23 protein-coding genes are annotated in these 26,265 nt (G+C 70.8%); 14 read left to right on the top strand and 9 right to left on the bottom strand.

From position 1 onward, the window contains the following. The first annotated feature begins 100 nt into the window (after positions 1-100). On the top strand, positions 101-385 hold the full coding sequence (locus tag HDA40_RS04955; RefSeq protein ID WP_253752303.1) for a hypothetical protein: 285 nt from the start codon (positions 101-103) through the stop codon (positions 383-385). A 3-nt stretch (positions 386-388) separates the two neighbouring features. On the opposite strand, the gene HDA40_RS04950 is transcribed toward HDA40_RS04955, so the two are convergent. Further along, positions 389-1,129, bottom strand: coding sequence for an HNH endonuclease family protein (locus tag HDA40_RS04950; RefSeq protein ID WP_253752300.1), 741 nt, complete (start codon positions 1,127-1,129; stop codon positions 389-391). Continuing rightward, the gene (locus HDA40_RS04945) at positions 1,126-1,872 is read right to left on the bottom strand and encodes an AAA family ATPase (protein WP_253752297.1); all 747 of its coding nucleotides are present in this window, start codon (positions 1,870-1,872) and stop codon (positions 1,126-1,128) included. The genes HDA40_RS04950 and HDA40_RS04945 overlap by 4 nt, the downstream gene beginning before the upstream one ends. A gap of 29 nt (positions 1,873-1,901) precedes the next feature. Here HDA40_RS04945 and HDA40_RS04940 point away from each other — a divergent pair, with 29 nt between their 5' ends. Together HDA40_RS04940 and HDA40_RS04935 are read left to right on the top strand one after the other, a co-directional pair. Beyond that, entirely contained in the window at positions 1,902-2,813 is a 912-nt protein-coding gene (locus HDA40_RS04940) for a GNAT family N-acetyltransferase (protein WP_253752294.1), read from the top strand. A gap of 8 nt (positions 2,814-2,821) precedes the next feature. Next, positions 2,822-4,189: an aminotransferase class I/II-fold pyridoxal phosphate-dependent enzyme gene (locus HDA40_RS04935; protein WP_253752291.1), complete on the top strand. Its 1,368-nt coding sequence runs from the start codon at positions 2,822-2,824 to the stop codon at positions 4,187-4,189. A 175-nt stretch (positions 4,190-4,364) separates the two neighbouring features. On the opposite strand, the gene HDA40_RS04930 is transcribed toward HDA40_RS04935, so the two are convergent. Further along, on the bottom strand, positions 4,365-4,883 hold the full coding sequence (locus HDA40_RS04930; protein WP_253752288.1) for a hypothetical protein: 519 nt from the start codon (positions 4,881-4,883) through the stop codon (positions 4,365-4,367). A gap of 143 nt (positions 4,884-5,026) precedes the next feature. Between HDA40_RS04930 and HDA40_RS04925 the strand changes: the two genes are divergently transcribed. Then, positions 5,027-5,959: an SMP-30/gluconolactonase/LRE family protein gene (locus tag HDA40_RS04925; protein WP_253752286.1), complete on the top strand. Its 933-nt coding sequence runs from the start codon at positions 5,027-5,029 to the stop codon at positions 5,957-5,959. 121 nt (positions 5,960-6,080) lie between these two features. Here the strand turns inward: HDA40_RS04925 and glgB are convergent, their stop codons facing one another. From glgB to HDA40_RS04910, 3 genes are all read right to left on the bottom strand, one after another. Further along, positions 6,081-7,910 (bottom strand): 1,4-alpha-glucan branching protein GlgB, encoded by a 1,830-nt coding sequence (gene glgB / locus HDA40_RS04920; protein ID WP_253752283.1) that lies wholly within the window; start codon positions 7,908-7,910, stop codon positions 6,081-6,083. Further along, entirely contained in the window at positions 7,907-9,286 is a 1,380-nt protein-coding gene (locus tag HDA40_RS04915; RefSeq protein WP_372502844.1) for a glycosyltransferase family 4 protein, read from the bottom strand. The genes glgB and HDA40_RS04915 overlap by 4 nt, the downstream gene beginning before the upstream one ends. 299 nt (positions 9,287-9,585) lie before the next feature. Beyond that, a complete protein-coding gene (locus tag HDA40_RS04910; protein ID WP_253752280.1) occupies positions 9,586-11,433 on the bottom strand; it encodes an amylo-alpha-1,6-glucosidase in 1,848 nt (615 codons plus the stop codon). A 290-nt stretch (positions 11,434-11,723) separates the two neighbouring features. Here HDA40_RS04910 and HDA40_RS04905 point away from each other — a divergent pair, with 290 nt between their 5' ends. Beyond that, on the top strand, positions 11,724-12,620 hold the full coding sequence (locus HDA40_RS04905) for an endonuclease domain-containing protein (protein WP_253752278.1): 897 nt from the start codon (positions 11,724-11,726) through the stop codon (positions 12,618-12,620). Between the two features lie 146 nt (positions 12,621-12,766). Here HDA40_RS04905 and HDA40_RS04900 read toward each other — a convergent pair whose 3' ends face one another. Further along, positions 12,767-15,415 carry an MGH1-like glycoside hydrolase domain-containing protein gene (locus HDA40_RS04900; RefSeq protein ID WP_253752275.1) on the bottom strand — a complete coding sequence of 883 codons (2,649 nt, stop codon included), beginning with the start codon at positions 15,413-15,415 and terminating at the stop codon, positions 12,767-12,769. Between the two features lie 148 nt (positions 15,416-15,563). On the opposite strand from HDA40_RS04900, the gene HDA40_RS04895 reads away from it, so the two are divergent. The 4 genes from HDA40_RS04895 to recD2 are packed head-to-tail and all read left to right on the top strand — an operon-like array spanning position 15,564 to position 20,413. Further along, a complete protein-coding gene (locus HDA40_RS04895; RefSeq protein ID WP_253752272.1) occupies positions 15,564-16,172 on the top strand; it encodes a GNAT family N-acetyltransferase in 609 nt (202 codons plus the stop codon). A gap of 29 nt (positions 16,173-16,201) precedes the next feature. Beyond that, complete coding sequence (locus tag HDA40_RS04890; protein WP_253752268.1) at positions 16,202-16,570, top strand: VOC family protein; 369 nt, start codon at positions 16,202-16,204, stop codon at positions 16,568-16,570. Positions 16,571-16,609: 39 nt separating this feature from the next. Continuing rightward, positions 16,610-18,133 (top strand): ArnT family glycosyltransferase, encoded by a 1,524-nt coding sequence (locus HDA40_RS04885; protein ID WP_253752265.1) that lies wholly within the window; start codon positions 16,610-16,612, stop codon positions 18,131-18,133. Positions 18,134-18,163: 30 nt separating this feature from the next. Further along, positions 18,164-20,413, top strand: coding sequence for an SF1B family DNA helicase RecD2 (recD2, locus tag HDA40_RS04880; protein ID WP_253752262.1), 2,250 nt, complete (start codon positions 18,164-18,166; stop codon positions 20,411-20,413). Positions 20,414-20,449: 36 nt separating this feature from the next. On the opposite strand, the gene HDA40_RS04875 is transcribed toward recD2, so the two are convergent. Next, entirely contained in the window at positions 20,450-20,860 is a 411-nt protein-coding gene (locus tag HDA40_RS04875) for a TIGR02611 family protein (RefSeq protein ID WP_253763562.1), read from the bottom strand. Positions 20,861-21,160: 300 nt separating this feature from the next. Here HDA40_RS04875 and HDA40_RS04870 point away from each other — a divergent pair, with 300 nt between their 5' ends. Further along, positions 21,161-21,592: an SsgA family sporulation/cell division regulator gene (locus HDA40_RS04870; protein ID WP_184843436.1), complete on the top strand. Its 432-nt coding sequence runs from the start codon at positions 21,161-21,163 to the stop codon at positions 21,590-21,592. Here the strand turns inward: HDA40_RS04870 and HDA40_RS04865 are convergent. After that, positions 21,567-22,406: a hypothetical protein gene (locus HDA40_RS04865; protein ID WP_253752259.1), complete on the bottom strand. Its 840-nt coding sequence runs from the start codon at positions 22,404-22,406 to the stop codon at positions 21,567-21,569. The two genes, HDA40_RS04870 and HDA40_RS04865, sit on opposite strands and share 26 nt — an antisense overlap. Before the next feature lie 148 nt (positions 22,407-22,554). On the opposite strand from HDA40_RS04865, the gene HDA40_RS04860 reads away from it, so the two are divergent. Genes HDA40_RS04860 through HDA40_RS04845 form a run of 4 tightly spaced genes read left to right on the top strand, consistent with a single transcriptional unit; the run spans position 22,555 to position 26,261 of the window. Then, positions 22,555-24,930, top strand: coding sequence for a sensor histidine kinase (locus tag HDA40_RS04860; RefSeq protein ID WP_253752256.1), 2,376 nt, complete (start codon positions 22,555-22,557; stop codon positions 24,928-24,930). Continuing rightward, positions 24,927-25,328, top strand: a complete 402-nt coding sequence (locus HDA40_RS04855; RefSeq protein ID WP_253752253.1) for a roadblock/LC7 domain-containing protein — start codon at positions 24,927-24,929, stop codon at positions 25,326-25,328. The genes HDA40_RS04860 and HDA40_RS04855 overlap by 4 nt, the downstream gene beginning before the upstream one ends. Continuing rightward, positions 25,325-25,693 (top strand): DUF742 domain-containing protein, encoded by a 369-nt coding sequence (locus HDA40_RS04850; RefSeq protein WP_253752250.1) that lies wholly within the window; start codon positions 25,325-25,327, stop codon positions 25,691-25,693. Before HDA40_RS04855 ends, HDA40_RS04850 begins: the two co-directional genes overlap by 4 nt. Further along, on the top strand, positions 25,674-26,261 hold the full coding sequence (locus HDA40_RS04845; protein WP_253752247.1) for a GTP-binding protein: 588 nt from the start codon (positions 25,674-25,676) through the stop codon (positions 26,259-26,261). Before HDA40_RS04850 ends, HDA40_RS04845 begins: the two co-directional genes overlap by 20 nt. Positions 26,262-26,265 lie beyond the last annotated feature (4 nt).

Genomic DNA, 26,265 nt, shown 5'->3' with positions numbered 1-26,265 from the left:
ATGATGTGGACCGATCCATTGTGGTCAGTCGATCTCACTCCCGTCAGGTCACGCGGTGGGTCTGCCGGACTCGGGGCGGGTGGGGCGATACCGTCAGATCGTGACTAATGGCACGCCTCCGCCGTCGGCGCCGGATGAACCGGGGAAGCGCCGCCGGCGCGGTCGGCTGCCGTTGCTGATCATCGCCCTGGTGGTGGCGGTACTGGCTGCGATCGGCTGCCTGGCCGGGATGATCGTCGTGGTCCAGAAGGACCGCCAGCCGCCGCCCCCGCCGCCGATGATCTCGCCGTCGCCCCGGCCCAGCGAACGGCCCTCCACACCGGGCGGCGGGCCCACCGGAACCGACACCGATGGGCCACCCGGCAACGCCCTGTTCCGCCCGTGAATCTCAGGCGTGCCCGGCGCCCAGCGCCCGGCGTACCGGGGTGAGGCGGAGCAGCCGGACGATCTCCGCGGGGAGGACGGCGGCGGCCGTCGGCAGCTCGGCCGCCCGCACCATCGCGTACGCGACCGCGGTGAACGGCTGCTCCCGGGCGGTGTCGAGCAGCTCGGCGGCCAACTCGGGCTCGTCGAGCCGCCGGGCGCGGTCCCACATCCGCAGACAGCGCTCGATCGTCGTCCGCGCGGCGAGTCGGCCCCGGGTCAGGATCGGCCGGTTGAGTCCGCAGACCTCGATGGTGGCCTCGCCCCGGGCGGTGAGCCCGACGAAGGAGCCGGTCGTCAGCGACAGCCGCAGGTGATCGGCCGGGTCGTCGACGGTCGGATCGACGAGCAGCGGATTGCCCTGGGCGTCCAGCGGAAACCGGTCGCGTTTGAAGTGCCCGTTGCAGATCGAGCAGGCCAGCAGGTGGTTGAGCCAGTCGAAGGTACGCAGCGGGTTGCGCGACAGCGGCTCGAAGTGGTCCACATCGGAACCCTGATTGTCGCCGCAGTACATGCACCGTTCCAGCCCCGGCGCCATGCCGCCCAGGGTCTGACGGATGGTCGGGCGGACCGTGCGATCCCGGGACCAGATGCGGCGGGCCTCGGCCGACCGGCGCGGGCCGGGAACGGCAGCGATCCTGTCGGTCAGGTCGATCATGCGGGCCAGGGCGTCGGAGGGCAGCTCGGGGCGCCGCAGCGGAATCACGCGCGCCGCTCCCGCAGGTACGCCGCCCGCCGCCGGAGCCGGGCCCGGACCTCCTCGCTCCTCGCCTCGGGCGAGCTGGTCAGCAGCGCCCGCAGATCGGCGAAGCGCTCGGCCTGGGCCGGGGTGGCCGTCCCGTCGAGCACCGCCATCTCCAGCGCGACCAGTTCCTCCCGCAGCCGCCGGGCTCCGTCGGAGTACGGCGAGACCACGCCGAACAGCTCGGACTGGGCGGCGTCGTCACCACTGCCGAAGATCACCCGATGCAGCAGGTCGTCGTCGGCCCGGAACGGCGTACGCCCGGGGTCGAGCCGGATCGCGACGTCGGCCGCCTGGCACGCGTACGGGCTGTGGGTCGCCACCACGAACTGCACTCCCGGGAACGCCTCCTTGAGGCGGAACCCGACCGCGCGCTGCGCGACCAGGTCGAGATGCAGCTCGGGCTCGTCGATCAGCACCAGCCCCTCGGCGTCGGCCGCCGCCCGCGACGCGAGATCGTCCAGCAGCACGGCGACCCGATCGCCGGCCGGCAAGGTCCGACCGCTGTCGTAGAAGGCCAGCACCCGGGGCGCGGGCTCGACCACCTCGCCGTCGCCGGCCGCCATCCGCGCCAGCAGGGCGGACTTCCCGGCGCCGTTCGGGCCGGTGATCACCACCCACCCGGGATACGTCCCGTCCGGCTGGGACAGCTCCAGCCGCCGGGCGCCGGAGCGTTCGGCAGGCGGTCGGATGCGCTGGGCGTACATGATGATGAGCGTAACGGTAGGTTCGTCGCATGAGTGAGTTGACGACGCGTCCGGCTGACGTCCAAGAGACCGAGACCTGGCGTGAGCTGTGGATGGACCGGCTGACCCAGTACGCCGCGCGGACCCGCCGGCCGGCGCGGACCGCGCAGGCGGCCGCGCGCCGGGAGCGGGCCGAGGAGGCCGTGCTGTTGCGCCTGATCGACGGCGACGAGCCGGTGGGTTACCTGAGCCTGCTGCAGATCGAGCAGGACGGCGCGCGGATGGTGGTCCTCGAAGATCTGCACATCGAGGAGCCCTACCGGCGCCGAGGCTACGGCCGGGCGGCGCTGGCGATCGCTCGTGAGTGGACCCGGGGCCGGTCGCCGCGGGTGAACATGGGGGTCGACCCGACCGATCCCGCGCAGCAGGCGCTGTTCCGAGATGTGCCGCTCGGCTCGCAGAACATGCACAAGGACCTCGGCGAGCGCCCTGCGTTGCCGGACGGCGTGACCGTGCGCCGGATGTCCGCGACGGAGTTCGGTCCGTGGTGGACCGAGCAGATGGCCGGGTACGCCGAGTCGTTCGTTCTCAACGGACTGCTGACCGAGGAGGAAGCCCGCGAACGCGCCGAGCGGCAGTCGGCCGAGCTGCTTCCGTCCGGATTGGACACTCCCGGGCACGACATCTACACGATCGTCGCCGAGGACAAGCCGGTGGCGTCGATCTGGGTGTGCCATGAGGTCGAGCCGGACACGAGCTTCGTCTTCGACGTCGTGGTCGACGACGGCCACCGGGGCAAGGGATACGGCCGGGCCGCCATGCTCGCCGCCGAGCAGTCCGCGCTCGACGCCGGAGCGCAGGTGCTGGGCCTGAACGTGTTCGGGCACAACGAGGTCGCCCTGCGCCTCTACACCAGCCTGGGCTACCGGCCGACGAGCCAAATGCGGACGATGACCGTCTAGGCGTACTGGTGCTGCAGCTCATCACGAAAGCGGTCACGGACCGGGGCGCGCAGGGCATCGCCGCCGCGGTCAGCCGACTCGTGCACAGTGGTGAGCTGCCCGCCGGCGCTCGGCTGCCCACCGTACGCGCGATCGCCCGCGAACTCGGGGTCAGCCCGACCACGGTCAGCGAGGCGTGGAGCTGGCTGACCCGGGCCGGGCTGATCGCCACCCGCGGCCGGTCCGGGACGATCGTGCTCGGCGGCGACCGGCTGCGGTCCCGGCTGCGGTACGCCCGGCTCGCCCCCGGGGTGGCGGCGGCCACCGACCTGTCGACCGGCGTACCGGATCATGAGCTGCTGCCGGAGCTGACCGAGTCGCTGCGCCGGCTCGGGGCGGAGCCGCTCACCACCAGCTACCTGGACGACCCGGTGCTCCCCGCGCTGGAAGCGCACCTGCTCGACCACTGGCCGTACGCCGCCCAGCAGCTCACCGTCGTGGACGGCGCGCTCGACGCTCTCGATCGCGTCGTCCGCGCCCACGTCCGGTTCGGCGACCGCGTACTGGTGGAGAATCCGACCTTCCCGCCGATCCTCGACCTCATCGACGCCGCCGGGGCGACGGCTGTCCCGGTGGCGCTGGATCGGCAGGGGATCACGCCGGACTCGCTGGCCCTAGGGCTCGAAGCCGGTGCGTTGATGCTGATCCTCCAGCCCCGGGCGCACAACCCGACCGGCGTTTCGATGACCGGACGGCGTGCCTCCGATTTGGCCGCCCTGCTGACGAGCCATCCGTCCGTCATCGTCGTCGAGGACGACCACGCGGCCGACATCACCAGTGCGCCTCCGGTGTCGCTGGGTTGCTTCCTGCCGGGGCGTACCGTCCACATCCGCAGCTACGCCAAGAGCCTCGGCCCGGATCTGCGGCTCGCCGTCGTGGGCGGTCCGGTGTCCGTGCTCGCCCCGGTCGTCGACCGCCGGATGCTCGGGCCCGGCTGGTCCAGCCGCCTCCTCCAGCACATCCTGCTCGACCTGCTCGCATCACCGTCGACAGCCATCCTCTTGGAGACCGCCCGATCCGAGTACGCCCGCCGCCGGCTGGCCCTGCTCGCCGCGCTCGCCCAGGAAGGCGCGGTCGCGACCGCCGACGACGGGATCAACCTCTGGCTGGAAGTCGCCGACGAACGCGCCGCGCTGGTCGCGTTGGCGGCGCACGGAGTGGCCGTCGCACCGGGCGCACCGTTCGAAGCCGCGCCGCTCGGCCAGGACCACGTACGCGTCACCGTTGGGCTGGTGCGCGACGGGTTCCCCGAGCTTGCCTCGGTTCTCGCCGCCGCCGCTCGGGCTGTTCCTCGCGGGGGCGCGCGGTCCCGCTCGTTCCCGCGCGGCACCCGCTGACCCACTCCCGCTTTCCGCCCGCTTTTGGGTTGCGGATCACGGTTATGCAGGCATCCTCGGCCGGTTGAAGCATGCGTAACCCTGATCTGCACCTAACGGAGTGGGTGGGGTGGGCGGGCGACGGAGTGGGCGGCGCGACGGAGTGGGCGGGGTGGGTGGGGTGGGTGGGGAGGGGTCAGGTGCCGGTGCCGGTGGTGCCCTGTTGGGTGCCGCCCTGTTGGGTGCCGTCTTGTTGCTGGGTGCCGTTCTGTTGCTGGGTGCCGTCTTGGCCTTGCCGGCCGGAGAAACCGCCGCCTCCTCCCGGGAACCCGCCTCCGCCGAAGCCGCCCTGGCCGCCGAAGCCGTACCCGTCCTGGGTCATGCCGGGCGGTCCGCCCTGCCCGCTCTGCCCGTCCGTGCCGGACGAGCCGGACGTGGCGGACGAGACGCCGAACCCGGCCGCGAACGCGATGCCGAGCGCGGCCACCCCACCGGCGATCTTCTGCCACGGCTTGATCGCCCGCTTCGGAGCGGTAGGCGCAGTCGGCCCGGCCGGGTCTGACGTGTTCGGCGCGTTCGGCGGGGTCGCGTACAGCGGGGCGTTCAGTGCGGCGAAGTCCCGGGCCGGCTCTGCGGCGAAGTCCCGGGTCGGCTCTGCGGCGAAGTCCCGGGCCGGTTCCTCGGCGGGCACCGGCGTGGACGAGGCGTCACTCATGATCGGTACTCCTGACTGCGCGGCACTCGCCGACGCCCGTCGAAAGCTACGAGCGGGTCGTCCTGGAACCCTCCGAACAGCCTGTGAGTTGTCTGGATATCCCGGAATGCGCGGATCGCCGAGTCGTGATGGGATCGGCAGTCATGAACTCTTCCATGCATTCGCGTCGTGGGATTCTTCGTGCCTCCGCCACCGTCGCGGCCGGATTTGTCGCCGCAGTGAGCCTGCCGACCGCGGCCGACGCCGCCGGGCGGCCCGATCGCGTACCGCTGCCGGACGGCTTCGCGCCGGAGGGCATCGAGATCTCGCCTCGGGGGACGGCGTACGTGACGAGCCGGGTCAGCGGCTCGATCTATCGAGCGGATCTGAAGACGGGGACGGGTTCGGTCTTCGTGACCGGCCCCGGTACGCCGTCGCTCGGCCTGAAGCTGGACCGCCGGAACCGGTTGTTCGTCTCCGGTGGCACCGGCGGCGACGCCCGGATCGTCGACGCGGCGACCGGCGAAGTGCTGGCCGGCTACCGGTTCGCCGCCGCCGGAACCGCCTTCGTGAACGACGTCGTGCTGACCCGGCGGGCGGCGTACTTCACGGACTCGTGGAATCCGGTGCTCTACCGGCTGCCGTTGACCGACGGGCTGCCGCACGAGTCGGAGGTGACGACCATTCCGCTGAGCGGGATCGCGTACACGCCGGGCGCGGTCAACGTGAACGGCATCGTCGACACTCCGGACGGCCGGGCGCTGCTCGTGGTGCAGTCCAACACCGGCCTGCTGTTCCGGGTGGACGCCACGACCGGGGCGGCGACCCAGGTGGACCTGGGCGGTGAGCTGCTCACCTTCGGCGACGGGCTGCTCCGCGACTGCGACACCCTGTACGCCGTCCAGAACCGGGCCAACCAGCTGGCCGTCGTCGACCTCCCGACCGGGACGGTGACCGCGCGGATCACCGATCCGTCGTTCGACACGCCCGCCACCTTCGCCGCGTACGCGGGCCGGTTGTATTTCACGAACGCCCGGTTCACCACGCCGGTGACGCCGACGACGACCTACGACGTGGTCTCCCTCCGCCGCCCCTGAGCCGCCCGCTACGCCTCCCTGTTGATCAGGGCCGTACGGAGTTGATCAGGGCGGTAGGGACACGACACGCCGGTTGATCATGACCGAAGGTTCATGATCAACCGGAAAGGCGGTGGGGGAGTTAGGGGGTGAGGTAGAGGGTGGTGTGGGGGCCGAGCGTCAGCGAGGCGCACCCGGTCGCGTCGGCGACGGCGGAACCCAGGTTGCCCGCCCCCGAACCCCCGTAGCACGTGGCGTCGGTGTTCAGCACCTCGCGCCACGTGCCCGGGGCGGGCAGCGGCACCCGGTACGCCGTTTGCGGCACCCCGGCGAAGTTCGCCACACACACCACAGGCGTACGGTCGTGCGACCGGCGAGCAAAAGCCACCACATTGGACGCTGGATCGGAGTGCAGCCATTGCCAGCCGTCCGGCGAGGTGTCCAGTTCCCACAGTGCCGGGTGCGTACGGTAGAGCGAGTTGAGGTCGCGGAACAGCGAATGGACCCCGCCGACGAGCGGATCCGACCGGACCGCCCAGTCGAGCCCCCACGCCTCGCTCCATTCGTGTTCGACGGCCAGTTCCGCGCCCATGAAGACGAGCTTCTTGCCGGGGAACGCCCACATGTAGGCCAGCAGCCCGCGTAGTCCGGCGACCCGCTGCCACCGGTCTCCGGGCAGCTTGCCGACCAGCGACCGCTTGCCGTGGACCACCTCGTCGTGGCTCAGCGGCAGCAGGAACTGTTCGTCGAAGGCGTACAGGCCGGGCAGGGTCAGCTGATCGTGCCGCTCGTGCCGCCACAGTGGATCCTGCTCGACATAGGACAGCGTGTCGTGCATCCAGCCCATGTTCCACTTGAGGCCGAAGCCCAGCCCGCCCCAGTCGACCGGCCGGGACACCGCCGGCCACGCCGTCGACTCCTCGGCGATCATCACGACGCCCGGATGGTCGGCGTACACGGCGGCGTTGAGGTCGCGGAGGAAGTCGACCGCCTCCAGGTGCGTGTTGCCGCCGTGGATGTTCGGCGTCCACTCGCCCGGCCCACGGGAGTAGTCCAGATAGAGCAACGATGCGACGGCGTCCACCCGAAGCCCGTCCACATGGAATTCGTCGCACCAGTAGCGGGCGTTGGCGATGAGGAAGTTGCGGACCTCGGGCCGTCCGTAGTCGAACACGAGGCTGCCCCAGTCCGGATGCTCACCGCGTCGCGGATCGGGATGCTCGTAGAGCGGAGTGCCGTCGAACCGGGCCAGCGCCCAGTCATCCTTCGGGAAGTGTGCGGGCACCCAATCCAGGAGCACGCCGATCCCGGCCTGATGCAGGCGGTCGATCAGGTGGCGGAAGTCGTCGGGCGTACCGAGGCGGGCGTCCGGCGCGTAGTAGCCCGTGACCTGATAACCCCAGCTCGGGCCGTACGGGTGGGCCATCGTGGGCAGGAACTCGACGTGGGTGAACCCCAGGTCGGCGACGTGCTCGGTCAGCTCGTCGGCCAGCTCCCGATAGGACAGCCCGGGCCGCCACGATCCCAGGTGGACCTCGTACACGCTCATCGGCCGCCGGTGATGCTCACCCTGGCGGTCCTTCATCCACGCGTCGTCGCCCCACTGATACTCGCTGGTCCAGATCTCCGACGCGGTGTCCGGCGGCGTCTGGGCCCGGCTTGCCATCGGGTCGGCCTTGTCCCGCCACACTCCGTCCGCGCCCAGGATCCGGTACTTGTACCGCTGCCCGCGCCGCGCTGGGTCTGCGGCTCCACTCCAGACACCGCTCGGTCCATCCAACTGCAGGGGTACGCCGTCGGCAGCGCCCCAGCCGGTGAAGTCGCCGACGACTCGGACTTCACGGGCCTGTGGCGCCCACACCGCGAAGCGACAGCCGCCGGTGTCCACCTCGTGTGCGCCGAGGACGGTCCACAATCGCTCGTGGCGACCCTGGGCGAACAGGAACAGATCGAGATCGGTCGGCTGCTTCATGCGTACAACAGATTGATGCCGGAGGGAACCGAGAGCTGGGGGAGGGTCCCGACCTTGACCCCGACGGTGCCGGCCGTGCCCGCTCGCCGGTACGCCGCCGCGGTGCGTGAGGCGATGCCGTGCCACGCGTAGCGTTCGCGGAGCACGAGTCTGCCGTGTTCGACCATGCGCCGCGCGCCGCACCGGTCCGCCAGCAGGCTGCCGACGGCGGTGGCCAGCGCGTCGGGATCGCTGTGCGGGAAGGTGACGCCGTTGACGCCGGACTCGACGATCTCGGCCAGCCCGCCGGTGGCAGCCACGGCGAGCGGCGCGCCCGCGGCCGCCGCTTCGAGCGCGACCATGCCGAACGGTTCGTAGAGGCTGGGTACCACGGTGGCGTCGGTGGCGCCGAGGACCGCCGGCAGTTCGCGGGAGCTGAGGAAACCCGTGAAGGTGACGCTGGCGCCGAGCCGCAGTTTCGCCGCCTGCTCCTGCAGTTCGGTGCGGTAGGGGCCGTCGCCGGAGATGACGACGCGGAGGCCGGGATGGTCGGCGCGCAACTGGGGGATCGCGCCGACCAGGTGCTGTACGCCCTTCTCGTAGACGAGCCGGCCGGCGAAGCCGACGAGCGGGCCCTTGCCGCCGAGGCGAGCCCGGGCCTGCGCGACCTCCTCCGGGGCCGCCGCCCAGGCGCGGTCGTCGACGCCGTTCGGGATGACCTCCACCCGGTCGAGCGGCGGCGCCCAGAGCTTGCCGACCTCCCACTTCATGTACTCGGAGCAGACGAGGACCCGGTTCGCCTCGTGGGTCAGCCACCACTCGACGGAGTGGATGCACTTGTTCATCTCGTCCGGCAGCCAGCCCTGATGGCGGCCGGCTTCGGTCGCGTGGATCGTCGCGACCAGCGGGACGCGGAGGTGCTCCTTGAGCGTCACGGCCGTGTGGGTGACGAGCCAGTCGTGCGCGTGGATCACGTCGTACGCCGCGCCGCCGTCGGTCGCGCGCAGCGCCGCCCGGGTCAGCGTGTGGTTGAACGCCATCGTCCAGGCCAGCAGTGACGGGGTGGCGAGCGGGAACTGCGGCGGATCCTCCGGTGCCCGGACGACGCGTACGCCCTCGACGACCTCGTCGAGCGGAGCGCCCGGCGCGTGCCGCGTCACGACGGTGACGTCGTGCCCGACCGCGACGAGGGAGGTCGCGAGCGCGTGGACGTGGCGGCCGAGGCCGCCGACGACCAGTGGCGGGTACTCCCAGGAGAGCATCAGGATGCGAAGCGGCTTTGCCCGCCCTGCCTCTCTGGTGGCCGGCTCCGAGCCGGCGACTCCGGCGGCTCGTCCCGTGCTGCCGGCCCCGGTGGCTCGTTCCGAGCCGGCGGGCCCAGCGGTGAGTTGATCCATGACAAGCGACATACCGGCCCCCAGGGTGCTCGCGCCCCGCCGCCCGTACACACGCCACTAGGCACCTGACCAGGCGCCTAGTGGTTCGACAGGGTGCCTCTATCCTTGCCGATCGTGCGTTACCGGCGGAGAAGTTCAGGTTTTCGGTATGTAACGTTCGCCTTGCATCGGCGTTTCGTCCGGCGTGTCTCTCTGTAACGCGTGTCGTCGCGGCGGTGTGTCTCGTCGCTGTCAGGGCGTCGTCTCGGCGCTGTCAGGCGCGGTCTCGTCTCTGTCAGGCGCGCGTCGTCTCGTCTCCGTCAGGGCGTTGTCTCCCTGACGCGGGTGGTCTCGGCGACGGACCAGGCTTGGAAGGGGCAGCCGGTGGCTCCGTGCGGTGCGTCCCCGTCGGCGGTCTCGCTCACCGAGCCGAGGCCGTAGTCGCTCCAATGGCCTTCGATGCCGTCCGCCGGCGTTCCGACTCTGTCGTTCGCGAGTCTGCCGGTCGCGTCGGCGAGAGGGCCGAGCAGCCAGGGCCACACCGTCCCCTGGTGGTACGCCCGGTCTCGGTCCGCCGGCGTACCCCGGTGACGTCCCCGGTAGCCGTCGGCCGCCGGGGACAGGCTGCGCAGGCCCATCGGGGTGAGCAGCTGTTCGGTCAGCCGCCGGAGCGGATCAGCCTCCGGGACGAGTGGTGCGTGGGGGAGCGACCAGGCCAGGAGCTGATTCGGCCGGACCCCCGGCTCGGGTTGATCGAGCACGTCGTGGAGCAGACCGTCCGGCCGGACGAACCTCTGGAACGACTGCCTGGCCCGGTCGTGCAACTGCCGATAGCCGTCCTCGGGCCAGCGTTCGGCCAGCCCGGCCAGCCCGTTGACCCACAGCGCGTTGATGTCGACCGCCTTGCCCGCGCGCGGCGTCACCGGCACTCCGCCGACCCGGGCGTCCATCCAGGTCAACGCCTCACCCTCGGCGCCCTGGCCCAGCAGGCCGTCGACCGGGTCCATCTTGATCGCGTACCGGGTGCCCCAGGTGTGGTGGTCCACCACCGACCGCACCTGGGACCGCAGCTCCTCGGCCAGATCCGGGTCGACCTGCGCGTGCCGGTCGACCGCGTGCAGGAACCAGAGCGTGGCGTCGGCGGTGTTGTACTCCCGGGACCCCGTGTCACACGTGTTCGCCAGCATGCCCTCGCTGAGCGTTGCCGCATAGTTCCGCAGCAGCTGGCGGCCCTCGTCGACCCGGCCGGTGGTCAGGAAGAGCCCCTCGTAGGAGATCATCGTGTCGCGACCCCAGGCCCCGAACCACGGATAGCCCGCCACGACGTCCGGACCGGTGGGCGTACGGATGACGAACTGGTCGGCGGCCCTGCCGTCGTCGCCCAGTCGCCGTCCCCGGTCGCGCGCTCGCTCGACCGTCGTCTCGGCGGGCTCGACCCGGGTGCCTTCGGCGGAAGCGGTCACCCCGATGGACTGGCCGGGTCGGTCCAGGCGGCCGGAGTACTCCCCGAGGTGCCGCAGATCCTCGACCGGGGTCAGCCCGCGTTCGGCTTCCTCCCGATGGCGTACGCCGAACCACCACTCGCCCTTCGGCCGCCACTCCGCGTCCCCCTGTACGCGATACGCCCCCTCGACGATCACCCCGTCGGCGGTCGTCGTCGCTTGGGGCGGCGGGCCCTGCGCGGTCCGTTCCCCGTGGACGTCGCGCCAGGTGCCGAGCACCGCCAAGGTCAGCTCGACCGGGCCGCCGCCGACCAGCCGGTGCACCACCGCGACCGACGGTTCCCCGTGCCGCATGGCGATCTCGCGCTCGATCACCACCGAGCCGATCTGCCACCGCCACCGGGGTACGCCGTCGGTCAAGTCGAAGCTGGTCAGCAGCTCATGACCGCACGGGTCGACCGTCCCGTCCGCCCACTCGTGCACGCCCAACCGCACGGTCCGGCCCGACTCCAGCGTCACCGTCGCGTCCAGGCTCGCCAGGCCGAGGTGCCGGCGGGCCGGCCCGTGCTCGGGATCGGCCATGATCAGCAACCCGTGATAGCGCCGCGTACGCAGACCGCCGACCGTGCCCATGGCGTACCCGCCGAGGCCGTCGGTGACCAGCCACTCCCGTCGCGCGCCCGCCGACAGGTCGGTGCAGAGCTGTGGTCCGAACCGGATCGTCATGCCTCCGATTATCAGCCGCGTTCCCGAGACCCCGGGGCACGTTGATCGTCGGCTGCCGCCGTTCATGGCGGTTTGCGTCTTCGTGATCGTCGGCTGCCGCCGATATTGGAGCGCTGAACGGCCTGATCGTCGGCTGCCGCCGATCACCAACACGGGTCATGGAGGGTTTTCCACAGGTGTCGCGCTCTGCTGGACCTCGGCCACCCAGCCGGATACCTTCTGGCCTTCGGTTCCCACGCCTTTGTGCCTCCCTCAGCCCGTGGCGTGCCACGGACGGAGGTCGATGCTCCATGCCCACCATCTCGACGCGGTCCGGCTTGTTCACGCGTACGGACGCGCGAAAGGCCGGGTTCACCGCCGGGCAGATCGCTCATCGGATCCGCTCCGGGCAGTGGCAGGTGGTGCTCGGTCCGGTCCTGTCGCTTCGCGGCCTGGTGGTTACGCCGCGGCTGCGGGACCTGGCCGCAGTGCTTGCCGCGCCGGCCGCCGTTCTCAGCGCGTCGTCGGCCGCACGACGTCACGGCATCGAGGTGCCGGACCGTGGGACCTGGCTCACCGTGAGGCGGCACGGCCATTGCCGACTGGCCGGCGTCCAGGTCTGGTACGAAGACCTACCCGATGCCGACCTGGAGTTCGTGGACGGGATCCTGATCACCGGCCGCGCCCGGACCGTCTTCGACTGCCTGCGGATTCTCGACGACGACAAGGCGGACAGCCTGCTCGACCGGGCGTTTCAGCAGCGGTGGATCACATTCGATGAGCTCGTGGCCAGGGTCCACGACTTCGCCGGGCGTCGTGGGATCAACCATCTGGTACGCCTGGTGCGGCGGACGGTCCCAGGTGCCCGTTCCGTTGCCGAACGACTGCTCATCGGCCACCTTCGAGGAGCGCGCGTGACGGGCTGGCGGGCGAATTTCCCGGCGTACGACGAAGAAGGACTGATCGGGGAGATCGATCTCGCGTTCGAGGACATCCAGTTGGCCGTCGAGATGGACGGGCGCGCTTGGCACTCCGCCGGCGATCGGTTCCAGCGCGACCGTGAGCGGCAGAATCGCCTGGTAGCGGCTGGTTGGAAGGTGCTGCGGTACACCTGGTACGACCTGACGCATCGGCCGGAGAAGGTGGTCGCGGAGATCGTTCACATGGTGCGGCGGCTTTCGGCGGCCCAAGGTGGCCTCGCCGCATGATCGGCGGCTGCCGACGATCATCTCGGAAATCGGTCCAAGAACGGCGGCCGCCGCCGATCATGGAGACGCAGACCGCCATGAACGGCGGCTGCCGACGATCATGGCCAGGCGGGAGCGCGCGGCGCGGAAGGGGAGGCGAGGGGGAGTCAGCGGCGGTGGAGGATGAGGTTCAGGACCAGGGCGGTCCATCCCGTCTGGTGCCAAGCGCCCAGCCCTGCCCCGTTGTCTCCGTGGAAGTACTCGGGGAACGCGAGCCGGTCCTTCCAGTCGGGGTGGGTCTGGAACAGTTCGTTGGCGCCGTAGATCGGCCGCCGGCCGTGTTCGTCGCGGAGGAAGAGGGAGATCAGCCGGTCGGCAAGATCGTCGGCGACTTCGGTGAGCGTACGCTGAACTCCCGAGCGCACCGGGTACTCGACGCGCAGGTCGTCGCCGAAGAACAGGGCGTACTCCCGGAGTGCTTCGACGAGGAGGAAGTTCACCGGCATCCAGACCGGGCCGCGCCAGTTGGAGTTGCCGCCGAAGACGCCACTCGTCGACTCGGCGGGCTCGTAGCCGACGGTGAAGTCCTGCCCGGCTAGGGTCACGGTGAACGGTTTGTCGTCGTGGCGTCTCGACAGGCTGCGGATGCCGTACGGGGACAGGAACTCCTCCTCGGCCAGCATCCGCCCCAGTACACGGAGCAGCCGTTCCGGGTCGACCATCGCCAGGAGCCGGCGCTGCTGGCCGCCGTCGGAGATCCGGCGCGAGCCGACCACTGCGGCGTACTCGGGCTTGTTGGTGAGGAACCAGCGGATGCGCTGGGCCAGTTCGGGCAGCCGGACGAGGGTCACCGTGCCGACGGTCGTCGTGGCGCACAGCGGGATCAGCCCGGCCACCGAGCGGTAGCGCATCGGCGTACGCCCCTTGCCGGGCACGCGCAGCGAGTCGTAGAAGAAGCCGTCGACGTCGTCCCACAGCTTGGTCGCCGCCGTGGCGATGTACGCGAAGTGTTCGAAGAACTTCGTCGCGATGTCCTCGTAGGTGCGGTCGTGCAGGGCGAGGACGGTCGACATCTCCAGCATGTTCAGGGCGTACATCGCCATCCAGCCGGTGCCGTCGGACTGTTCGAGGACGCCGTCGGCGATGGGCAGCGCGGCCGAGCGGTCGAACGGGCCGACGTTGTCGAGGCCGAGGAAGCCGCCCTCGAAGACGTTGTTGCCGTCGGTGTCCTTGCGGTTGACCCACCAGGTGAAGTTGAGCAGCAGCTTGTGCGTGATCCGGCTGAGGAAGCCGAAGTCTTCGCCGCCGTCGATCTCGAAGACGCGCAGCGCGGCCCAGGCGTGCACGGGCGGGTTCACGTCTCCGAAGGCCCACTCGTACGCCGGGATCTGCCCGTTGGGGTGCTGGTACCACTCCCGGAGCAACAGGAGTAACTGCTGCTTGGCGAACCCCGGATCGACGTGCGCGATGGCCACGCAGTGGAAGGCGAGGTCCCAGGCGGCGTACCAGGGGTATTCCCAGGGGTCGGGCATGGAGATGACGTCGAAGCTGTTCATGTGCCACCACGCGGCGTTGCGGCCCTTGCGCCGAGAGGGCGACAGCGGCGGCGAGGCTGGATCGCCGCGGAGCCATTGCTGCACGTCGAAGTGGTAGAACTGTTTGCCCCACATCAGCCCGGCGACGGCCTGCCGGACGACGGCGGCCTCGTCGGCGGAGGCACCGGCCGGCGTCAGCTCGGCGAAGAACGCGTCCGCCTCCGCCTGCCGCTGATCGAATACCTGGTCAAAGGACAGGTCGAGGGCGGGCGGCGGGCCGATCGCGGGCGGCGGCGCGGTCTGGGCGAGCCGCAGCCGCAGCGTCACGGACGCTCCGCCGGCTACCTCCAGGGTGTAGTGCAGCGAGCCTTTCGTGCCGACCAGATCGGGGTTCACCGTCGCGGCGCCGTGCACCAGATGGTCGTTGATCCCGTCCTTGGGATACGCCGACCGGCCCCGGAGCCCCCACAGCCGCTCGGCGTTGGACTCGTTGTCGCAGACCAGTGCAGGCGGCGGCGTCCCGTCCGGCCCCGGCCCGGCCTCCAGGACGAGCTGGCCGAGCGTCTGGTGCCGGGCGACGAGCCGGCCGCCCGTGGGATCGCCGTGCAGCACCGGCTTGGCGTCGCGGTTGGGCAGCCCCCACGACCAGGTGTTGCGGAACCACAGCGTGGGCAGGACGTGCAGCGTCGCCGGGTCGGGCCCGCGATTGGTCACGGAGATCTCGACGCAGACGTCGTGCGGGTCGGCCTTGGCGTAGGCGACCTCGACCGCCCAGTACCGGTCCTCGTCGAACACCCCCGTGTCGACCAGCTCGAACTCGGTCTCCTCCCGGTTCCGTTCCCGGTTGACCGCGACCAGCTGTGCGTAGGGGAACTCGGCCTGCGGATAGTGGTACCGCCAGCGCATGAGCGAATGGGTCGGGGTGGAGTCCAGGTACCACCAGTACTCCTTGGCGTCCTCGCCGTGGTTGCCCTCCGGCCCGGCCAGCCCGAACAGCCGCTCCTTGAGGATCGGGTCGCGGCCGTTCCAGAGCGCGAGCGCGAAGCAGAAGATCTGGTGCTCGTCGCTGAACCCGGCCAGGCCGTCGTCGCTCCACCGGTAGGTCCGCGACCGCGCGTGGTCGTGGGGGAAGTAGTCCCACGCGGTGCCGTGCTCGCTGTAGTCCTCGCGCACCGTGCCCCACGCCCGCTCGGACAGGTAGGGGCCCCACGCTCGCCAGGGTTCGGCGCCGGCTTCGGCCGCCGCCAGCCGTCGCCGCTCACTGCTCGCGAGATCCTCCATCACGAGAATCTTCCCGGTTGTACGCACAGCGGAGGGCCCTTTGCCGGAAAGATTTTGCAGACAGTTCACAGGAGGCGTCGGCCGGCCGGTGTTCACCCACGGCCGAATGAGGTGGCCGCTGGGAGTCGCCTCGACCTACCATCGGCGGGTGCTCAAGCCGTCCTACCCGATCTACACCGCCCGGCTGACTCTGCGCCCTTACACGCTGGACGACTTCGACGACCTCTACGCGATCCAGTCGGACCCCGAGGTCACGCGCTATCTCTACTGGGAGACCCGGGACGAGGCGGCGGTCCGGGCGGACCTGCAGGCCAAGATGGGCGCGTCGGAGATCCGCGAGGTGGGCGACCGCCTCTTCCTCGCCGTGGTCTGGCGGGAGGTCGAGCGGGTCGTCGGCGGGGTGACGCTGACCTGGCTGAGCCGGGAGGACGGCGGCGGCGAGATCGGCTACGTCTTCAACCCGGAGTTCTCCGGGCACGGTTTGGCGACCGAGGCGACCTCGGCGCTGCTGCGGCTGGCGTTCACCCTGCCGGTGGACGGCGGGCTGGGCCTGCACCGGGTGATCGGGCGGCTGGACGCGCGCAACACGGCCTCGGCGAAGGTGCTCGAACGGCTGGGTCTGCGCCGGGAGGCGCACTTCGTGGAGAACGAGTACGTCAAGGGCGAGTGGACCGATGAGCTGGTGTACGCCATCCTCGAGTCGGAGTGGCTGACCCGGCGGGTCTCGCCGCCCCGGACGCGAGCGTCGCGCGGCTGATCGGCGGATCGGGGCATAGCCTCGTTCCCATGGCGCTCGGACCAGTCGCACAGATCCATATCTCGGTCACCGACCTCGACCGCTCGGTGGCGTTCTACCGGGACGTCCTCGGCATGTCGCTGCAATTCGTGGTGCCCGGCCAGCCGATGGCGTTCTTCGCCAGCGGCGACGTCCGGCTCTATCTGGGTGTGCCGGAGAACCCGGAGTTCCGCACCCGGACCGTGCACTACTACTCGGTCACCGACCTCGACGCCGAGTACGCCCGGCTCCAGGCGCTGGGCGTCGAGTTCCTCGACGAGCCGCACGTGGTGCACCGGGACGACTCCGGCGACCTCTGGATGACGTTCCTCGAGGACCCGGACGGGCACAAGATCGCACTCACCCAGCTGAAGAAATAGGGGCTGCGAACAACGTCGCGGATCGATCAGACTGGGCGCGTGACCGCCGCGACCGTCCACACTGTCCAGGCCGCTCCCACCGAGCGGAGCAACCGCCCGCTCCGGCTGATCGCGCTCGTCGCAGCGCTGGTCGAGTTCGCGTTCAGCGGCCGGTACGGCTTCCACCGCGACGAGCTGTACTACCTGGCGGCCGGTCGGCATCCGGCGTTGGGCTACGACGACCAGCCTCCGCTGGCGCCGCTGTGGGCGGGGTTCACCGGGCTGGTCGCCGGCAGCTGGCCGGACTGGCTGGAGCTGATGCTGCTGCGGCTGCCGTCCGCGCTGGCGCTCGGCGCGATCGTGCTCGTCGCCGGCCGGATCGCGGCCGAATTCGGGGGCAGTCGGCGGGCGCAGGCGCTGGCCGGGCTGGCGACGGCGACCGCACCGGCCGTGGTGATCTCGGGACACCTGCTGTCCACCACGATCTTCGACATCCTCGTCTGGAGTGTGCTGGCCTGGCTGCTCGCCCGCTGGCTGCGTACGCGCGACGACCGGCTCCTGCTCCTGCTCGGGATCACCGCCGGCGTCGGTCTTCAGCTGAAGAACCTGCCGCTGATCTACGCCGCCGGGCTGGTCGCCGGGCTGCTCATCGCCGGGCCCCGGGAGGTGTTCCGGCGTTGGCAGCTGTGGGCGGGCGGGCTGATCGCGCTGCTCATCTGGGCGCCCAACCTCTGGTGGCAGGCCAGTCACGACTGGCCGCAGCTCCAGATGACGGCGGTGATCCGGGAGGACGCCGACTGGGGCGGCCGGGCCGGGCTCCTCCCGTTCCAGGTGCTGCTGCTCGGCGTACCGGCGGCGATCGTCTGGGCGACCGGGCTGTGGCGGCTGCTCCGTGATCCGGCGGCGGCCCGGTTCCGGGCGCTGGGGTGGGCGTACCTCGTGGTGGTCGGGCTCGTCCTGGCGACCGGTGGACGGGAGTACTACCCGGCCGGGGCGTACCCGGCGCTGCTGGCTTCGGGCGCGATCCTGCTCGACGGCTGGCTGGGCGACAGCGTGAAGCGTCGTCGGACCGTCGGCTGGGTGGCCGGGATCTCCGCGCTCAGCACGCTTTCGCTGGGCCTGCCGGTGTACCCGGTCTCGATGCTGCACGCGACGTTGCAGCCCGCGGTCAACTACGACGCCGGGGAGACGGTCGGCTGGCCGGACTTCGCCGCCCAGGTGGCGGCGGTCTATCGGGGCCTGCCGGAGGCGGAGCGGGCGACCGCCGTCCTGGTGGCCGGGAACTACGGCGAGGCAGGCGCGCTCGACCACTATGGACCGTCGCTGGGCCTGCCCCAGGTCTACTCCGGGCACCTGGCGTACTGGCGCTGGGGGCCGCCGCCGGAGGGACCGGGTCCGGTGCTCGTCGTCGGGGAGGGCTTCGAGGAGGCCGATCTGCGTCGTGAGTGCGCCGACGTGGTCCACGCGGCGACCTTCGACAACGGCGTGCACCTCGACAACGACGAGCAGGGCGCGGACGTCTGGATCTGCCGGGGGCCGCGGCGTACGTGGGCTGAGCTGTGGCCGGAGCTGCGGCACCTCTGACCTGTGAGACCTACCTGTTAGGTTGCATCCGTGCTGCAGCAGTCTCCCCCGAAGGGCGCGGTGCTGGAGGCCGTCCTCGAACGGATCACGTACGCCAACGAGGAGACCGGCTACACGATCGCGCGCGTGGCCACTGATCGGAGCGCGACCGATCTGCTGACGGTCGTCGGGCCGCTGCTGGGCGCGCAGCCGGGGGAGAGCCTGCGGCTGACCGGCCGCTGGACCTCCCACCCTAAGTACGGCCGCCAGTTCGAAGTCTGGTCCTACAAGACTGTTCTTCCGGCCACCATCAAGGGGATCGAGCGGTACCTCGGCTCCGGGCTCATCAAGGGCATCGGGCCACGGCTGGCGGAGAAGATCGTGGGCCACTTCGGCGCGGACACCCTGCGTGTCATCGAGGAGGAGCCGGCGCGACTCGTCGAGGTGCCCAAGCTCGGCCCGAAGCGGACCAGGATGATCGCCGCCGCCTGGGACGAGCAGAAGGCCATCAAGGAGGTCATGCTGTTCCTCCAGGGCGTCGGCGTGTCCACCTCGCTGGCCGTACGCATCTACAAGCAGTACACCGACTCGGCCATCTCGGTGGTGAAGAACGAGCCGTACCGGCTGGCCGCCGACGTGTGGGGGATCGGGTTCAAGACGGCCGACACGATCGCGCAGGCGGTCGGCATCCCCCGGGACAGTCCTGAGCGGGTCAAGGCGGGGTTGCAGTACACGCTGAACGAGGCGGCCGACTCCGGGCACTGCTTCCTGCCGCAGCCCAACCTGGTGGGCGATGCGGTGAAGATCCTGGAGGTGCCGGCGGCGCTGGTCACCGAGTGCCTCGAAGACCTCGTGGCGACCGAGGGCGTCGTCCGGGAGCAGGTTCCGGGTCCGGCCTCGGCCGACGGCCCGGCCACCATCCCGGCCGTGTACCTGGTGCCGTTCCATCGGGCGGAGACGTCGCTGGCCAACACCCTGCTGGGACTGCTGAACACCAGTCGCGACCGGATGTCTGGGTTCGCCGATGTGGACTGGGTGAAGGCGCTGGCCTGGCTGCGTACCGTCACCGGGCACGAGCTGGCCGCCGAGCAGGAGCAGGCGGTCCGCCTCGCGCTGACCGAGAAGGTCGCGGTCCTTACCGGCGGCCCCGGGTGCGGCAAGAGCTTCACCGTGCGCTCGGTCGTCGAACTCGCTCGCGCCAAGCGCGCGAAGATCGTGCTGGCCGCGCCGACCGGACGGGCCGCGAAACGGCTGGCCGAACTGACCGGCCACGAGGCGACCACGGTGCACCGGCTGCTCCAGCTCAAGCCCGGCGGCGACGCGACCTACGACCGGGAGAACCCGCTCGACGCCGATCTGGTCGTCGTGGACGAGGCTTCGATGCTGGATCTGCTGCTCGCCAACAAGCTCGTGAAGGCCGTCGCGCCGGGGGCGCATCTGTTGTTCGTCGGCGACGTCGACCAGCTGCCCTCGGTCGGCGCGGGCGAGGTTCTGCGGGATCTGCTCAACGCCGACACCGTTCCCCGCGTACGCCTGACGCGGATCTTCCGGCAGGCTCAGGAGTCCGGCGTGGTGGTGAACGCCCACCGCATCAACAACGGCGAGCCGCCGCAGCTGCGGGGCTTCGGCGATTTCTTCTTCTTCGCCCGCGACCAGCGTGAGGACGAGGAGCCGGCGCAGACCGCCGAGGCCACCGCGCAGCTCGTCGTCGACCTGGTGAGCAAGCGCATCCCCCAGAAGTTCGGCTTCGACCCCCGGCGGGATGTGCAGGTGCTCGCCCCGATGCATCGGGGCGCGGCCGGCGCCGGCAACCTCAACGCGCTGCTGCAGGAGGCGCTCACGCCGGGCCGGGAAAGCGCGCCGGAGAAGCGGTTCGGCGGGCGGGTGTTCCGGGTCGGCGACAAGGTCACGCAGATCCGCAACAACTACGACAAGGGCGTCGCCGGGGTGTTCAACGGGACGCTGGGTGTCGTGACCGGACTGTCGGTGGAGGACCACAAGCTGACCGTGCGCACCGACGAGGACGAGGAGATCGAGTACGCCTTCGACGAGCTGGACGAGCTGGCGCACGCGTACGCCGTGACGATCCACCGCTCGCAGGGCAGCGAGTACCCGGCGGTGGTGGTGCCGTTGACCACGGGCGCGTGGATGATGCTGCAGCGCAACCTGCTCTACACCGCCGTCACCCGGGCGAAGAGGCTCGTGGTGCTGGTGGGCTCGTTCAAGGCGCTCGGCGTCGCCGTACGCACCCTGGGCGCGGGCCGCCGGTGGACCGCGCTGGACCACCGGCTCACGCCGTGATGCGGTGCGCTGGAGACAGCGCTGTAGTGCCGGGCGCTAGAGGTAGCTCAGCAGGTCGACGCCGAAGCTGAGCTTGAGCGTCAGCCAGACCACGAAGGACACGAAGACCAGGCCGACCGCACCGATGAGCGCCTTGACCGGCCACGGCTGGAGGCTGACCCAGGCGGTCCACGCGCCGAGCTTGCGCCGGCCGTACTGGAGCAGATGGCGGGCCCAGACGAACTCGATGGCCCAGATGCTCACGCCGAAGAAGACGATGAGCCAGCCGGGTCCGGGCAACGGAACCAGGGCGAGTCCAAGGACGACGATCAGGCCGCCGAGAATGGCGATACCGGTCCGAAAGGCGACACTTCCCGTGGGATGTGCCCGAATTGCGGCTATTTTTCCCTTGATCCCACCGGGACTGTCCGGTTTCGACCCTCCCGTGGGGTCATCGGGCGTACTCATATCGCGTGTGGCGGTCTTTCTGGGTGACTCGACAGGCATGGCGGTGCTCCTCGCCCGTCACCTTACAAGTGGTGCGCACGTTACGGAGGTGAGTCGACGTTGAATGCACCCGGCGCCGACAGGCACCCCGCAGCGAGCTGCGGATTTTAACGAAATCCGGCCCCCATTGGGCCGGGTTTCTGCCTGTCTTCCCACTACTGGGTGAGATCATCGTATGACGGAGCGTAATTGCCGGAGTGCGCCTGAGTATGGGAAGGCGGGGCGAGACCAGCCTCGCAGCGGTGCCGGGGGGAGTACGACATGAGTGCCATCCGACCAACGACCGTCGAGGTCGAGACCTCGCTGCGGCTCGTCGCGCCGGACGCGACAGCGCTACCAGTACGCGCCAGCCTGCGCTATGACCCGGCTGACCCGTACGCGGTCCAAGTGATCTTCCATGCCGAGTCCGCCGGAGGGGAGGCGGTCAGCTGGTCGTTCGCTCGGGAACTCTTAGTGACCGGCCTCGACGAGCCGGCGGGGATCGGCGACGTACGCGTCTGGCCGTGGGCCACGCCGCGCGGCGACTTCGTCGCGCTGGCGCTCTCGTCACCCGACGGGAACGCCCTGTTCGAAGTGCCGCGGAGCGTGCTCGTACGCTTCCTGCGGCGTACCTATGTCGTCGTGCCGAGGGGCCGGGAGACCGAGCACCTGGACGTCGACGCGGCGGTCAACCGGCTGCTGGCTGGGCGCTGACCGTCACGGAGTGTGACGAACCGGTGGGTGACGTGCTAGGCGGCGCAGGGGAAGGTGTCGCCTCCACGTACTTCTCCCGGTGGTCCGCGCCGAGCCGGGTCTTGTCCGGGTCGAGGAAGTCGATGAGGTCGATCAGCGACCGCTGCGTGTCGATGACGCGGGCGTTGCCGGCCTCACTCTGGTCGGCGATGTCGTCGACCTCGCGGAGCAGCCGCTCGAACCAGGAGCGGAACCGCGGGTCGTCGTCCAACCGGCGGGTGAATTCCGGGTAGGTGATGCAGTCGTGGTGCCCGTCGGCGCCCGGCTGCATCATCAACTCGCCGATCGCCCGCTGCTGGCCGCGGAACAGCCGGTAGTGCGCCTGCTCGTACTTCTGGCTGGACAGCGTGTTCGTCACGTCCAGCAGCCGCTTGGTGAACACCCGGTTCTGCTCCTCGCCGCCCAGGTCGAGGAAACGCAGCTCGCGCCGGATGATCTCCACCCAGCAGAGGTACTCCGCCAGGGTGTAAACGGTGAACTGCCGGGCGTAGTCTTCCTGCTCCTTGTCGCCGCACCGCAGGTAGACCGGTAGGTACTCGTCGCGTACGGCGTTGAACAGGCGCGACTGGAGGCTGTTGGCCGCCAGCAGCAGCGGCTCACGATAGCGGCCGAGCACCTTCTCGGCCTGTTCGGCCTTGGTCTCCTCGTGCCGCTCCCGTTCCAGCTTGGCGTCGAACGCGCTCGCCTTGCGGCTGGACCAGCTGGTCATGACGCCGGCGACGATGGCGCCGACGACGGAGACGATGGCGGAGAGGATGCCGATCAGGTTGTCCACGGCGGCATTCTGCCGGTAAGCCCGCAATCGCGGCATCCTCCGCCCGGCCGGGCTTGACTGTCTATTGAAGACGGACGTAGTGGACAAGCGGGCCCACCTGTGATGCCATGTCCGGCGTGCTGATTTGCTCCGCCGGAGGCTTGAGGTGTTGAAGAGACGGTCGATCCGGGCGAAGATGGCGGCCCTGGTCATCATCCCCCTGGTGGCGCTGCTCGGGCTGTGGCTGCTGGCCACGGCGCTGACCGTCGGACCGGCGCGCAACCTGGCCGACGCCGGCCTGTTCGCCCGGCACGTCGGCGGACCGGCCGCCCAGGTCGTCGCCGAACTGCAGACCGAGCGCCGGCTCACCGTCGTCCAGTTGGCCCAGCCCGGCACGTCCGCCGAGATCACGGCCCAGCGCGACGCGACCGACACCGCGGTACGCGACTTCCGACAGCAGTCGGCGAGCGGGGACGTCACCGACCGGGCCGACGACCTGATCAAGCGACGGTTGAGCGAGTTCACCGCCGAGCTGGATCAGCTCCAGGCCGCCCGGAACGCGGCGGACGCGGGCGGCGCCGGGCGCAGCGCCGATCTGCGGGCCGCCGCGATGACGGGGTACACGAAGATCATCGACTCGGCGTACCGGTTGTTCGTGCCGCTGGCCGAGGTGCAGGACCCGCAGCTGTCGCAGCTGTCCCGGACGCTCATCGGGCTCAGCCGGGCCCGGGAGCTGGTCGCTCAGGAGGACGCGCTGGTCAGCGCGGTCTTCGCGGTTGGCAAGCCGACGATGAACGACGTCACCCAGATCGCCGGAGCCATCGGCGCTCAGCGCCAACTGTTCGCCGACGCCGTCGGGGAGCTGCCCGACGCCGACCGCGCCCGGTATCAGGAGATGGTCCGCGGCGACGCGTTCGTGCAGCTCGCGGTGATGGAGGAGGCGTTCCTCAGCCGGGGCCAGCCGAACAACCCGCTGCCGATCAACGCGGCCAACTGGCGTACGGCGACCAACGCAGTGCTCAAGGCGCTGCGTTCGTTCGAGGAGCAGGCGGCGGCCGCGCCCGCCGAGCGGTCGGAGGCCGCGGTGTCGGCGGCGTACACCCGGATCGTGGCGACCGGGCTGGCCGGGTTGATCTCGGTCGCGCTGGCGCTGTGGGTGGGCCTGCGGGTCTCGCGCTCGGTCGCGGGCCGGCTCCTGCGCCTGCGGGACACCGCGACCGACCTGGCCGAGGTCGAACTGCCCGCCGTCGTCGCCCGCCTACGCAAGGGCGAACGGGTCGAGGTGGCCGAGGCCGAGCTGAGCTTCGGGCACGACGAGATCGGCGAGGTCGGCCGGGCCTTCGCCGAGGTACGCCAGACCGCGGTGCGCTCGGCGGTGGACGAGGCGGTGCTGCGGCACGGGCTGAACGAGGTCTTCCTCAACGTCGCCCGGCGCAGCCAGACCCTGCTGCACCGGCAGCTGAGCCTGCTGGACCGGATGGAGCGGCGCGCCCGCGACCCACAGGAACTGGAAGACCTGTTCCGGCTCGACCACCTGTCGACCCGGATGCGGCGGCACGCCGAGGACCTGGTGATCCTGGCCGGCGGCGCGCCGGGGCGGGGCTGGCGGCACCCGGTGGCGGCGGTCGACGTCATCCGCGGCTCGGTCAGCGAGATCGAGGAGTACGTCCGGGTCGTCGTCGAGAAGATCCCCGACGTCGCGATCGCCGGGCGGGCCGTCGGCGACATCATCCATCTGCTGGCCGAGCTGGTCGAGAACGGCACGTCGTTCTCCCCGCCGCAGACCCGGGTGACCGTCAGCGCCGAGAGCCGGTCCGACGGTCTGCTGGTCCGGGTCGCCGACCGGGGCCTGGGCATGACGGAGGAGGCGTTGCAGGAGGCGAACGCCCGGCTGGCCGTCCCGCCGGACTTCGACCCGGCCAACAGTGCCCGGCTGGGCCTGTTGGTGGTGGCGCGGCTGGCCGCCCGGCACGGGATCGCCGTGGAGCTGACCCGGTCGGAGCAGGGCGGCGTGTGTGCCGAGGCGCTGATTCCGCAGTCGCTGATCGCGACCGTCCCCAAGCCGGCCGCCAAGCCCGCGCCGGTGACGACCGACCTGCCCAGGCGCCCGGCCGGGGTGAGGATGCCGGCGCAGGCCGAGGTGTCGGCCCGCCCGGAACCGGTCGTTCAGACCGCCGGGGGGATCGACGTCGGGGGACTGCCGCGCCGGTCGCGCCAGGCGCCGCCCGACCCGCCCACCTCGCCCGCGGCGGAGGCGGCCGGTCCGGTCAGCGAGCGTACGCCCCAGCGGGTGCGGGCCAACCTGGCGGCGTTCCAGCGGGGCACCGCGTCCGGCCGGGCGTCCCTCGACCCGGTGACCGAGAAGGCGGACGCGGTCGCGGAGCAGCCGGCTGCGGTCGGTGGGGAAACCGACAGTTCCACGACCGTCCACAAGGGTGATAATGGTCCGTCGGCGGCACAGCCGAGCCCGGCGGCGAAGAAACCGGAGACCGGTCCGGTCGAGGGCGACCAGCCCGCGCGCGACGAGGGGGAGACCCAGCCATGACGTCCACCAGCGACACCGCCGCGCCGACCGGACTCGGGTGGTTGCTCGACGACCTCGTGGGCAAGGTGCCCGCCGCCCGGCACGCGGTCCTGCTGTCGGTCGACGGTCTCGTACTCGGCCGCGACGCGAAGTTCGACGCGGACGAGGCGGATCACCTGGCAGCGGCCGCTGCCGGCCTGGCCAGCCTGGCCCGGGGCGCGGGCCGCCGGTTCGAGGGCGGCGCCGTCCGGTCCACCGTGGTGGAGTTCGACACGGCGTACCTGCTCATCTCGGACGCCGGCCACCGCACCTGTCTGGCCGTGCTGACCGGCGCCGACACCGATCTCGGGCTGCTGGCGTACGAGGCCGAACTGATGGTCACCCGGGTGGGCGAGCACCTGGCGACTGGAGCGCGGTGAACGCGGAGGACTGGGAGTCCGACTGGCTCGACGAAGAGGCCGGTCCGGTCGTCCGTCCCTACGCGATCACCGGCGGCCGGGTCGACCCCGCAGGCTTCGACCTCATCGCCCACGTCGTGGCGACCGTCGACGACCCGGCCCAGGCACAGACTCCGGAGAAGCGGGCCATCCTCGCCGCCGCCGAGCGGCCCTGCGCGGTGGTGGAGGTGGCGGCCGTCGTCGACCTCCCACTCGGCGTGGTCCGGGTCCTGCTGGCCGACCTGCACGCCGAGGGCCTCATCGAGCGCTACGACCCCCCGTCCACTCCCGACGGTCCGACCGAGCAGCTGCTCCAGGCGGTGATCCATGGCCTCCGGACGATCTGAGCGGACGGCGGTGCCGCAGGCGCTGAAGATCCTCATCGCGGGCGGCTTCGGGGTCGGCAAGACGACGCTGGTGTCCTCGGTCAGCGAGATCAGCCCGCTGCGGACCGAAGAGGTGCTGACCAGCGCGGGGGAGGAAACGGACGACATCAACGGGGTGGAGGCCAAGCGGACCACGACGGTGGCGATGGACTTCGGCCGCATCACCATCGCCCCGCATCTGGTGCTCTACCTGTTCGGCACCCCCGGCCAGGACCGGTTCATGTTCCTGTGGGACGAGCTGGCCTCGGGCAGCCTCGGCGCGGTCGTCATGGCCGACACCCGGCGGCTGGCCGACAGCTTCAACGTCATCGACTACTTCGAGCGGCGAGGCACACCGTTCATGGTGGCGGTCAACTGCTTCGACGGGGTGCGTACGCACACCTCGACCCAGGTGCGTACGGCGCTGGACCTGGAGCAGCACGTCCCGGTGGTGCTCTGCGACGCCCGGGAACGGGAATCGGTCAAGGAAGTGCTGATCACGCTGCTGGAATACATCCTGCGTACGGGAGGAGCCTCGGCCACCAAGTGACCGA

Source organism: Hamadaea flava (genome assembly GCF_024172085.1).
Lineage (GTDB): Bacteria > Actinomycetota > Actinomycetes > Mycobacteriales > Micromonosporaceae > Hamadaea > Hamadaea flava.
This window is presented reverse-complemented; position numbering and strand designations above follow the sequence as displayed.